General features: G+C 36.5%; 8 protein-coding genes. 3 read left to right on the forward strand and 5 right to left on the reverse strand.

Annotated features, from left to right (window positions below; all coding sequences use genetic code 11):
- Window positions 1–365: 365 nt before the first annotated feature.
- From F1644_RS01680 to F1644_RS01695, 4 genes are all read right to left on the reverse strand, one after another.
- Window positions 366–2,516, reverse strand: a complete 2,151-nt coding sequence (locus F1644_RS01680) for a UvrD-helicase domain-containing protein (protein WP_118302202.1) — start codon at window positions 2,514–2,516, stop codon at window positions 366–368.
- Window positions 2,517–2,533: 17 nt separating this feature from the next.
- A complete protein-coding gene (locus F1644_RS01685) occupies window positions 2,534–4,609 on the reverse strand; it encodes an ATP-dependent nuclease (RefSeq protein WP_118302201.1) in 2,076 nt (691 codons plus the stop codon).
- A gap of 67 nt (window positions 4,610–4,676) precedes the next feature.
- Window positions 4,677–5,384: an RloB family protein gene (locus F1644_RS01690; RefSeq protein WP_118302200.1), complete on the reverse strand. Its 708-nt coding sequence runs from the start codon at window positions 5,382–5,384 to the stop codon at window positions 4,677–4,679.
- A 12-nt stretch (window positions 5,385–5,396) separates the two neighbouring features.
- The gene (locus tag F1644_RS01695) at window positions 5,397–6,668 is read right to left on the reverse strand and encodes an AAA family ATPase (protein WP_118302199.1); all 1,272 of its coding nucleotides are present in this window, start codon (window positions 6,666–6,668) and stop codon (window positions 5,397–5,399) included.
- Between the two features lie 797 nt (window positions 6,669–7,465).
- Here F1644_RS01695 and F1644_RS01700 point away from each other — a divergent pair.
- On the forward strand, window positions 7,466–8,242 hold the full coding sequence (locus F1644_RS01700; protein WP_118302198.1) for an HNH endonuclease: 777 nt from the start codon (window positions 7,466–7,468) through the stop codon (window positions 8,240–8,242).
- A gap of 525 nt (window positions 8,243–8,767) precedes the next feature.
- Entirely contained in the window at window positions 8,768–11,629 is a 2,862-nt protein-coding gene (locus F1644_RS01710; RefSeq protein WP_168044292.1) for an N-6 DNA methylase, read from the forward strand.
- A 6-nt stretch (window positions 11,630–11,635) separates the two neighbouring features.
- Here the strand turns inward: F1644_RS01710 and F1644_RS01715 are convergent, their stop codons facing one another.
- The gene (locus F1644_RS01715; RefSeq protein WP_229782421.1) at window positions 11,636–11,944 is read right to left on the reverse strand and encodes a hypothetical protein; all 309 of its coding nucleotides are present in this window, start codon (window positions 11,942–11,944) and stop codon (window positions 11,636–11,638) included.
- Between the two features lie 123 nt (window positions 11,945–12,067).
- Between F1644_RS01715 and F1644_RS01720 the strand changes: the two genes are divergently transcribed.
- Window positions 12,068–12,895 (forward strand): DUF4121 family protein, encoded by an 828-nt coding sequence (locus F1644_RS01720; protein ID WP_005832098.1) that lies wholly within the window; start codon window positions 12,068–12,070, stop codon window positions 12,893–12,895.
- Window positions 12,896–12,912 lie beyond the last annotated feature (17 nt).

Raw genomic sequence — 12,912 nt, forward strand, 5'->3', positions numbered from 1 at the left:
AGGTTTAACCGAGATGATGGAAATCATATATCTATCATACCACATATGGTAAATCAAAAAAATGAGAAAAGATTGCTTCTAAACGACTCAGAAGACTTGTAAAAACGCAAGTTTGACATATTATGTACATCTATTTTGGAAGTAACTAAGCTTTTGAATGGTAAGCATTGACAACTAAAGTATGTCCTTATTATTTTAGCTGGTATGAACAATTCCAAAATCGGCAATAAATTTATTTTATTGCCGATTTTATATATTAAACTAAATACATTGATATATTTGAAGTAGAAAAGTATGCAATAAATACCTCATCAACAATCATTTACAGTTTCATACCCTGATATTACCACATTAAAATTGATACTTCAAGCTTTAACCACTTTCCAAATCTCTCTCAGTTCACGACAATCCATATTATCAAATCTATCCTTCTGTATGGCAACGCACAACAGATAACGAGGACGGCTCATGCCGACATAAATAACTCTTAAACTGCTGAGTACTTTCTTGTCGGCTCTTGTATATGCTATCCCTTTAAATTGTTCAGATAAACGATCTGATTCATGATGTCTATCATAAAATGTTTCTAAGTAGAGCGTTGCAGCATGAGTTTCTCCTTTTACAGAATGGACTGTAGCCACCTCTATATCTATCTTATCCCCGTGGTAAATATTCCCATGCTCAGCAACAGGTGCTTCGTGAATCCCTTCTCCTATAGCATTAAAGAAGTTGTGGGCATCACGTGTTACGCTTTTTCCATACAAAGGCAGTATAGTTGTTGTCATGTACTGATAAATAGCTTCTTTTAAGGATTGTATATCATTGTCGCTATTACTATTTATTATGAGTAAAGCCCAATTCATGACATCTTTTAGAAAGTTCTCTTTCTGCTCAATATTATTCGCTGACAAGAATTCTAATAAAGATGTCTTGGTGTAACGCCGGTTACCATTTCTTATATCGCATAAATCCAAAAACTTTAATATACCCTGAATGATAGATATGGCATAATCCTTAACATATTTATGTTCTTTTTTGAGTATAAAATCATTGAAAGAATCACCTTCCGTTCTTAGTCTTGCATTTTTCCTTTCAAATGCTGGGAAGTACGATTCTATGAATCTCTTTTGATCATTAGCACCTTTTTTACCTACCCATCCACAAGCTTTAACATTTACTCTATGCAATGGGTCTTCTTGTCTCTCTCTATTCGCGATTTCCAAAACAGAACGATTGTCCATCTCTGGGATTAATGTAGAGTTGAGCAATTCTGCATATTTGGGAAGGACAGACAAGGGATCCTCATAAGTAATGATAATGGGTTTTGTAGATGGAACTTCTTCATTTCCTATAAGTTGATGATTATCCTCAATACATAATGTCCGCAACGGTTTGGCTATTTTTTCTCCGAAGCGGTTGCTGTTGCGTATATATAATACTTGCTCATCTTTCAACCTATCATTTTCAGGTCCGCTACTTTCATCTTTCTCATAAATAGCTTGGCAGTAATCTCCAAAACGCTGAATGACTACTTTATTTTCATCAAATATCTTTTGTATGAGGGCTACTTGCTGATTGTTACAGTCCTGAACTTCGTCTATAAACAAATATTTAAATCTTTTGTCTGAAAACCTACTGAAATTGAGGCTCTTCTCCCGAATATACCGAAATGCCAGGTCATAAGCATCTTGAAAGGATAAAATACCTTCGCTAAACATTTCCTCTTTTATCTTAATATATTCAGCACCGGTTGGAGTATCCACTCCTATCTGGCCAGAATCTGTTATAATTTTATTATTACCCCAATCAACTTTATACGAGAGAACTATCTCTTTCCCTTGACTATTTAGGATTTTATCTTTCTTTGCTCGAATCAAAGATTTGTATTCTCTAGGAATATTACTCCAATTATAATCTCTTAATTGAAAATCATATTTGTCAACTCTCTTTTTCTTCTTGATAACATTCGCAGATGTTAGCATATCCACGCCACCCAACGCTTCTATTTCAGCAGCATCTATAATATGCTCTTTTGAAACGGTCTGTCTATATATCCGTCCTTTAAGTTTGCTCTCACCGATGGGTAATTTGCTATATTTCTTTAGAAACACAGCATTGGCCACATCATCGTCCACATATGCTATTTGACTACCATAAAAATAATGGAGTGCAGCTGCTGCAATGTATTTATGAAGAAAGGTTTGTATGGTTCCAAAAAAATTAGGGTAGCTAAAAAGTACATCGGCCTTTTGTCCCAGCTTTGCCTTTATTTCATCAATGGCGACATTGGTATGTGTCAGCACACACACTCCTTTTCCTTCAGGTAGGGGCATTTTATTGGTAAGGATTATCAACTTGGCCAACAATACCGTTGTTTTGCCACTTCCAGGACTTGCCTGGACATAACAACTGCGATCCTCCTTGATAATATTTACCCTAGAGATATCGAACTGTTTCTTGCCTTTCAATAGAATATCGTGTGCGATTTTTATTTCTTCGTCAGTAGCAAATGGCATAAGTATTCTCTATAGAGTTATTCTGTAACATGTTTGATCGCATCCACCAGATATTTAAGTTTCTCGTCAGTTTCAACGATGCGTTTTACCTCATTAATATCTACTGTTCCAACACTAGTGGGAGGTAATTCTCCAACAAGCATTCCCGATAAATACTGCGAAGTAATGGCTTTGCTGACAGTCCCTTCATTTAAGGGTTTAAAAATCTTATATGCCTCTTCTTTGGTTGGTGTATGTCCTTCCGGATAATCGGTTATAACCTCATTCCAGATACCCTTTAAGATATCGTCAGTTACTTCCTGCTCCGGGTCGGTTTCTTCTTTTTGGGCAGCTTTTATCGCTGTTGCCAGCAACCTATACAAACCACTACCAGCAAGTTCATACTCCAATGTCCATGCTTGGGGCAGAAATATTTTTATCCTATCCTGATTGATATCACTCTCCAGTCGCTTTGTCTTTTCTTCCCTAATTCGCACTAACATTTCTTCATCCAAGACAGTCTTTTTATCATCTGTCAAGACAACTTTCATGCGATTCACTGTGTCAACAACAGGCCCGAAGTTTTCTGTTTTGTGCAATTTAACTTCTTTCTCAAAAGCAGATTTACTTCCGAAAATAGTTGCCATAGCATCATAATTCACATCCCGTGAGATATTCTCCAATTCAGGTCTTAATGTTTCTTTCAACCAATACTTTGGTATTTTGCGATCATCACAATTATCATCGTAATACTCAAGTGCTCTGACATCCAGGTCTGAGACAACAGCTATGGGCATTTCAAATGATTTACCGTCTTTGCGTTTGAATATACTAACATATCTCTTGTACGCTGTACTTCCCACATTCACAACAGATACACCGTATTGATAAAGATTTTTACCAATCAATTGAGCTATAGCAGGTATTAGTAGATTTTCAGCATCCCCCTCTACCATGATTAGCCCTTTGGCAAAAAACAAGTTGGCCTTTGTAGCATCAAGGAATCGTTCTAAAAATTTGTAGTCAGCAGGTCTCATCAACGTATACTCCGACGACATTGGTAATGCTTCCCTCCCTTTCAGCACAATCAAATTTGCAATCTTTATTTTTGAGGCCAATGTAATGCTATGAGTGGAAAGAATAAATTGTCCATTTTTCTGCTGAGAAGAAATGTATTCAATCAGCCTCAATTGATACTGAGGATGAAGATGTGCCTCTAATTCTTCTACAAGCGCCAACTTCAATCCTTTCTTCTGATTATTAAAGAGTAGCATTTCTGCTGCTATACATAGTAAGTTAAGTGTACCCAGCCCCGATTTATTACCTTCCATAATCAGATCGAGCAGTCTCAATATTTCTGTCAATTCCCCTCCTGTTAGCTTGACCTCAGCTTTCCGTGCGTCACCATTCAGCAGAAAATGATCTTTTAGGAAATTATTAATTTCGTCTGTGATACTTTGGCCATTACCACCAACCCTGAAATAGTTCTCTATTTCTCTTTTCAGATGTCCGTAATCTGTTTCAAGTTTATGTTTTGTGATGTTGCCGTGGGCGTCTTTCTTCGTTTTGAAAAGTTCGTGCGCACCAAGGATTTGTGCCAGCCTTGACTTGTAACCGTGAGTCATGTCTGTGAGCGCATCTCTAAGTGGCTTAAAATATACTACTTTTAGAAGTTCCCTTGCTTCAGAATCCATCCTATCAGTTTGTCCTTCGGTTCCTGCGGAGAAAGTAGGCATTATTACATTATCTTTTCGCTTAACGTATAGCCATACTTTTAATAAATATTTTGTCTTGTCTTCACTCCACGACAACCATTCCCAAAACAAGCCAGAGTCTTGCTCATTTAGCCCGTCAAATACGCATTCTATTTTGAATTCATCCTTTCGGTTTCCAGCAGAATCTTGATAAAAATCTTTATCATCAAATTGAATAAATTCTCCACTCTGAGTTCTTAGCACATAACGAATGGCATCCACTATAGCTGTTTTACCTGAATCATTCTCTCCGATCAGTACATTCACACCTTCTTGAAAATGAATTTCTAACCCAGGCTTTCCATCAGCCATAGCACAATATTTTCTAAAATTCCAAAGTCTAAGTATTGAAAGATACATTGTATATTATCTATTTATATATAAAAATAAAGAATATAATATTTACAAATGACTACTTGGGGATTGTTTATTCACATTCTATCTTTGCTATCAGTTCTACATTCAGTTTCTCATCTCGACCTAGCAATTGACACACAAGCCGATAAACCGTAGTGCAAGGATTCTGATTGGCATATCGGGAGTCTGCGTATTCAATATGTTTTGCTTCCGCATACCGCAAGGCAGACTCCATCGAGCCATATGTTGTCATTATTTCATAATTATTGGGATCCTTCTTGGTATATTTATACTTCTTCTTTGATTTGTATTTGGGAGAATCATTCACGGCTGCTGAAATCTTCTCTTCATAATGCTTTCTTGAAACACCAGTTGTCACATTCTGAAAATGATACAAATACCATAATTCAAAAGCCTCGTTACTCCAAGCTACCTCAATGCCATTCTTTTGTCCCATTGCAATGGCTTCGTTGAAATCCTTTGCAGGAAATTCATCCTTATCGAAAACAGCCCAAACACGGTCATAGTGATTCTTGTTTTTAAGGTCAATGGCCTTCTCCACAACATCCTTTGTTCCACGCCCAAGCCCCTTAACTTCAACATCATACACTATGACTCCTTGCTGCTTTTCAGCGAATGCCTCAAAATAATTGGGTTCAGTCTTTGTACCCTCACAAACAATCAGCACCGAACAGCGTATGACTTTTTGTTCTCGCCTTTGCGATTGCCTCCTGAATTTCGAGGAAGCATTGTCTATCTTTATTTTCTTTGCTGCCATAACCTTACGTTATTAATCATTCAAAATATAAGGAATGGCACCATAACGACCAGCGATATAGTTCCTCTCATAATTGGCATCGTTACGTGGTTTAGTTCCGTCTGGAAGAACAATATCCATCAAACTATACAAATCTGTCTGTTCCTTTGAGTCTTTCTCAGTAAACCAAATCTGGTCACGCCTGAGGATTTTCTGAGAAAGCAGATGTGTATCATGAGTGGTAAATACCAACTGCGCATTATTAGGATTGGTTTCCGGATTATTAAACAGTTCTATGATATACTGAGATATAAGAGGGTGCATCTTTGCATCCAATTCATCAATAACAAGCACGGCTCCAGAATAAAGCGTTTCGAATATCGGTCCAGAAAGATCGAATAACTTATTTGTACCGGAAGATTCCCTATCTTCAAACGAGAAGTTTATTGTTCCTACAACCTTACCTTTATCTGAATATACATTATGTATGGAATCCAATTCGATACTCTTCTTACCTTGCGTTTCTCTTTGGAAGAGGGCTCTTAATTCCAAAGGCAAGTCCTGAGGAACATTTGGCTCTTCCTCATGAGTAAGAATGTTGTTAAATCCAAGTCTCAGTTTCTGGAAGAAGTTGAGAGCATCAGCACTCAAAGATTCTTTTTTGTGGAAAAATAATTTTGAATATACTCTATATTGTTGATTATTCAATCCTGAAATCACATTGAAATCCGATTGAAACCACGATATAACCTGACGAGATATTTCACCACCTAACTGTTGGCATAATGACAAGAACAAGCGATTGTCATTGGTCTTTTCTTCATAGCCAACTCCTTCCTGGAAATTATTCTCATCTACACAAATCCCCTCTTCGTTCCTGACAAACATCATCTGTTCTTTAGAACGGGGTGTTGTTTTCCGGAACAACCATTCTTCAACGATACGTTCCAGATTATACCTGAATCCATATCTGTAGCAATACGCACCTTTCAGAAATATAATCTCAAACATAGTGGGATGGTGATTGTCCTTCAAAAGAAGAAATGGATCATATTCAAGTTCGTCATTATCATTCAATTTTACGGACAGCAACACGCAACTTACCATTGTGTGCATAGCGCTGACAAGGTTGGATTTACCACTTGAATTAGCACCATACAATGCAAGTGAACGAAGCAGGGTATGTTTATTGCAATCAAACAAGTTTGTTTCAGTACATTCTTTCAAAGCTTTATCGGCTTCCAATACCAAGGTCTTTTTTCCATAAAACGACCTGTAATTCTCTACTGTAAATTCAAGTAACATATATCTGACTTTTAAGCATTTCTATTATTACACATAATCTATTTCGATTGCAAAGATACAAAATTAAATTTATACTATGTATGATTTTGAGATATTTTCTCAAATATAATCATATAATATCCATTTTATTTGCTTATTCAAAATAATATACTGAAAAACAAGAGATAATCATTGTTTTTACACATAATCATATCCGTATGATTGTGTGTAAAATTATGTAGCGAGGAAATATTGGTGAAACTTCTCTTATGGCTGACGAAAAGAAAAAGAGCGAGATTCATCACCAACATTCGACATTCTGAAACTGTAGGCAGTTTAGTTTAGAACTTGAAGAGATATACAAAAAACAGACTAAACTTTATTATATTTGCAGTGTGCTTCGAATATCATCGTATGATGAGAACGGGATTGTTTTTCTTTCCGAGGGACAAAAAAATTGGCCTAAAAAACATCAAGGGATAGACCTTATATTTGCTCTTTTTATCTTTTGGACAGCAAATTTTTGTCCCCAGTTTGTCCCCCGAAGTATTTCATAAAAACATAATATATTAAATATCAATTTATTACAAGTCAAAAATGATACAAAACATTTTCTGCATCGGTAAGTAATCTATTTAAAATACTGATAATCAACACACAACAGATCATCCAACTAGAATAATATGCACAATAAAACGATTTTAATCAGCATATTAGCAATATTAAACAATAATATATGATTCCATTTTTGTTGCTATTTTATTGCTTGAAAGTATTTGAGCAACAAGAACAACAAAATAGAATAAATTAATGAGCCTATGAAGACTTTTTTATTTGCACACAATCCGAAAAATTGGCCTTGGGAGAATTTATCTAATGCCATTAGAGACATTAAAGAAAAAGGAAGTCGTCTTGAGAAATGGAGTGTTAGAAGCTATAAACAGGTCTCAGTCGGTGACAGGGCTTTTTTGATAAGACTTGGAAACAAGACACAAAACAAAGGAATTGTCGGTTCTGGGTACATTACAACTGCCCCCTTCCTATCGGAACATTGGAGTAATAATGGACAAATGGTAAATCGAGTAATTATTGAATTTGATGAATTATCAGAAGACCCTATTATTTCTCTTCAAGAGCTCCAAGCACTGCTGTTGAATTATAATTGGACTCCACAGTCATCAGGGATGGAGATACCAAATGCGGTAGCATCAAAACTTGAGGAACTATGGTTTGAGAAAACCCTAAAAAGGGGCTCTGGTAGGATTAATGTAAATTCCTATAAAGAGGGTGCGGTTAGATCTACTATATCAAAACGATATGAGCGAAATCCTCAAGCACGTCTTTTATGTCTCGAATCCAATGGATATTCTGTATCGGTCTGTGGATTCAATTTTGGGGACACATATGGCAAGTTAGGACAAGACTATATCCACGTGCATCATATTACACCGATATCTACTATCGGAGAAGAATACGAGATAAATCCCCAAACTGACCTTGTACCAATATGTCCCAATTGCCACGCTATGATACATAAAGTAACCCCTCCTTTGCAAATTAATGAATTACAAAAATTGATAGGTATCCAAAAATAAAAGCCATGCAAGGTTCCAAAATAGTCTTAATACACGTGTTTTTTGTTGCTCGTTATTCCAAGTACCAATATTATTTTTTTAATACTTGCTGATAGCAGAAAAAGTAAATATCTAAAAAAGCAATAATGGGATAAGTTTTAAGGTAAAAATACATTTATAACTTCTAAAGTTTTCACAACCATACTCTTCCATGGAAGAATTGTGGAATATAATTTAACATTTTGAACCAAGAAGAGTTTCCTCTTCCCTTTTCTCTTTTTATAGCACAATATTTTCTATCTTTGTATTAGAATATTTAAGAATAGCAACAATGAATAAACTCATGAATTGCATAAAAAAAGTACTTGAAAAAAAAGAGATCAAACAAACTTGGCTAGCTAATAAACCAGGTAAAAGTTTTCACATTGTCAATTCCAACGTTTGTAACTACCGACAACCAAGTTTAGAAGTACGATTCAAAATAACAAAATCTTTCAAGTAAATCCTGAAGATTCAATTAATAGCAAAGAATAAAGCATATTACCTATGATAACAAAAGGCAATCTCAAAAAGTTATTATCAATTCTTGAGTACACCGAGGTATCACCTCATCGCTTTAAAAAAGAGTTTACTGATGTTAATTGCTGTATAGAAGTCGACTTTATTAGTGAGAAAATTATATATCCCCAAGATCGTGGTTTAAAAATCAATGATGATACAACGAGCAACTTTGCACATCCAGAAAATTTTGTTGTTTTTGAATGCATAAATCAACTATTGAAAAAAGGTTATCGTCCTGAACATATAGAGTTAGAAAAAAAATGGCATTTGGGTCATGATACCAAAAGTGGTAAAGCTGACATTTGTGTTTACGATATAGATAACTCAATGTTGATGATAATCGAGTGTAAAACTTATGGAAAAGAGTATAAGGATGCTCTCAAAATTTTACGAACCGATGGAGGACAATTATTTAGTTACTGGCAGCAAGAAAGAGGTACAAAATGGATTTCATTATATACATCTGACATTGTAGGAGGGGAGATTACACGTGAAAATGATATAATTAACTGTCTCGATGATGCTAACTTAGTGCTATTGTCAAAGAAAGATGATAGTTTAAAATTATACTCTAAAGCCCATACTGTTAGTGAATTATTTGAAGTATGGACAGAAACCTATATGTTGAAATTATGGCAAGAACTCATCTTTGGAGATGATTCTTTAGCATATAAAATTGGCGTAAAGCCTCTTCGCAAAAAGGATTTGAAGGACTTTGCTCCAGATGATAAAATCGTTAATAAATTCGAAGAAATTCTTCGTCACAATAATGTCAGCGATAAAGAAAATGCATTTAATCGTCTCGTTGCATTGTTCATCTGCAAACTGGCTGATGAAATTCGTAAAGGCGATAATGACGAAGTAGAATTCCAATACAAGCAGGGCACTGATACATACGAATCGTTACAAGACAGATTACAACGGTTACATCAAGAGGGTATGGAAGATTTTATGGGTGAAAAAATATTCTATGTCCCTGCTGATTACCCGGAATGGTTGTTTACAACTTACACGGGGACACAAAGAAAAAAGGCTATCGAAGATTTAAAGGAAAAAATTAAAATTTTAAAATTTTATTCCAATAATGACTTTTCGTTCAAAGATGTTCACAACGAAGAACTATTTCTTCAGAACGGTAAAATTCTCGTTGAGATCGTACAACTTTTTGAGAGATATCGTATCGTCTATCTATCTAAACACCAATTTTTAGGCGATCTTTTCGAACAATTATTGAATAAAGGATTCAAGCAAAACGAAGGACAATTCTTTACTCCAATACCAATTACTCGATTCATCTGGGATTCACTTCCATTAAGGGAATACGTAAATAATGGAGGTTCGTTACGACATCCAAAAATCATAGACTATGCTTGTGGTGCAGGACACTTTCTTACCGAAGCAGTTGAAGCTGTAAACTCTGTAATAAAAAGTGATAATAACGATTGGGTTCGGGACTATATCTATGGAATTGAAAAAGATTATCGCTTGGCAAGAGTTGCTAAGATTTCGATGTTCATGAACGGAGCAGGAGAAAGTAACATCATTTTTGGGGACGGTTTAGAAAATTCACCGGAAAAGAAAATTATTAATGGTTCATTTGATATACTTGTTACCAATCCTCCATATTCTGTATCTGCCTTTAAATCGCATTTGAAATTGAAAAACAACACTCTGACATTACTTGACCGCATTTCAAATGATGGTGGTGATATTGAGACATTATTTGTAGAGCGAATAGCACAGCTACTCAAACCTCAAGGATTAGCTGCTGTAATTCTCCCCGTATCAATACTAACGAATGGTAGCGGTAGTTATGTTGGAGCAAGAGAAACTATCTTTAAGAATTTTCACCTGCATTCTATTGTATTGTTCGGTAGTAAGACTTTCGGGGCTACAGGAACAAATACTGCAATATTATTTCTTGAAAAATACAACGAACCTCCTAAACCGGGAGATCTAGTCGAAGATAGTGTTGAAGCTATACTTAACAGAGCCAATATCGAAAATTGGCTTGATGATAAAATTCTTGAAGCGTATCTACTTTGCCTAGGTCTTTCCAAAGAAGAATACTATTCTTTGTTGGATGGTTCAGTCCTTAAAGATAGAGAGAAGTCCAAATATGCAAGCATGTATATCGCAGCATTTGAATCATCCACAGAACTTATAAGTAGAAAGAAGGCAAAATCATTTCAAAAACAAACAGACGAAGAGAAACAACATGAGATTTTTAATAGATTTGTTGGTTTCGTTAAGAATCTGGAACGAGAAAAATTATTCTATTTTGCTTTAACGTATGATAAACAAACAGTTATTATCGCATCACCAGATGATAATACAGAACAAAAAACATTTTTGGGGTATGAATGGAGTAATAGAAAAGGCTCTGAAGGCATTAAAATTACAAACGCAGGAGGTTTACTATACGCACCAGAAAGATGGTCTAATAATACAATCTCTGCAGCTATACGAAATGCCTTTTATAATATAGCTTGGGAAGGAACAGAGCTAAACAGTAAATATGTTAAATATGTAAATACTTCTGATTTATTAGATTTTTCTCGTGAAAAATTTGACAAAGCAATAAAGACAGCCGTCGAAAAGCAAATTGCTATCACTAGTAAATACGCTATAATCAAATTGCGTGATGTTGCTATAATTCAGAAAGGACAGTCCATCACCTCTGCACAATGTAAAAAAGGTAATATAAAAGTTGTGGCAGGAGGTATAGATTTCGCTTGCTACCATGATACAGCCAATAGAGATGCCAATGTCATTACTATAAGTGCATCAGGTGCAAATGCAGGATTTGTCAATTACTGGAATGAACCAATATTTGTTGTAATCTGAAGTATCTTATTTGATTATCAACGCTTTGTAGAAAACTCGCATGAGAACGGGCAACGGATAAGAAAATTCCAAGCTGTTTAGAATCACTATATTCCTCATGCTTTCAAATAACTCTTTTTTCTTGATGCAAAGGTAGCATTTTTTCGTGATTGCCGGTAATTTTCGGGCATAAAATATCACGGTCATTTCAAGAAACATATACAGCGGACATGACAGCCATACCGTAGCCGAATCCCCGTAACTCACAGGCAAAGGTAACCCGTGTCCTGCTCGTACAAGCAAGGTCAAGCCCTCCGGGTGTCGTGGAAAAATCATCCTCGCCCGGAGGGCTTGCGGTATTTTTCCCGCCAACCTTGCATGTACGGGACACGACCTTTTATGGCCTGTAGTTACGGGAACTCCGGCCCCGAAAAGCCGGATCACTAAAAATAAATTGTTATGTCACAGCAGGTAACAAAAGAAAAGTACAGTATCGAAACACTCAGAGAGCGGAATGTTTCATACGACCACCAGCATTGGCTGACACAGGAAGATGTGGATATGGCCAACAGTTATGTGGAACTCATTGAGCGGACACGCTCTAAGATTACACCGCAAATCGGAGACAGGCTGGTATATGTAACCGAACACGGGGATTATTACGGAAACGCCCTTATTGACAGCAGGAGTGCAAAAGAAGGATATCTTTCCGTATGCGAACAGCCGTATGTGCCTTTCGTGTGGGAAGAGGACGGCAATATCCGTCTGAGTGTCAGCGGAGGCGCATTCCATTCCGTGAATCCGGAGGAACTGAAATTCCTGAAATGGACGGAAGGGGTGTTCAAGGACTGGGGGCATTGCGGTGCTTGCGCCAACGGTTCGGTGTCATTTCTGGCTAAGGTACCGTTATGGTTTTATGCCGAACCCAATCCCAGGTATGGAGATTTCACGACCGAGACCTACCGGAAGTTCTACCTACACAAAAGGGAGGAATCGGAAAACGGCAATCTCTATCAAGGCTTTGACATCGCTTTTCGGGACGAAGCCGAGTTCCGGCAGTTCCTGAAGGACTACGAAGGAACGGTGTTCAAGGGAAATTGGGATAATCAAATCGTGTTATGGTGTTTCCGTCGGGAATATGTGTTCTTACCTTCCGCCGAATGGGAAAAGATAAAAATCCCTGCCGTAGAGCGAAAGCTCAACTTCCATCCCGAGCAGGTCAAGATAGTCAAGGACATGGAAAAGCACATCACTTATTTCTACCGGATTAAACCGGATAATTTTTAACATTTAACCCTAACAGA

Source organism: Butyricimonas paravirosa, from assembly GCF_032878955.1.
Classification (GTDB): Bacteria; Bacteroidota; Bacteroidia; order Bacteroidales; family Marinifilaceae; genus Butyricimonas; species Butyricimonas paravirosa.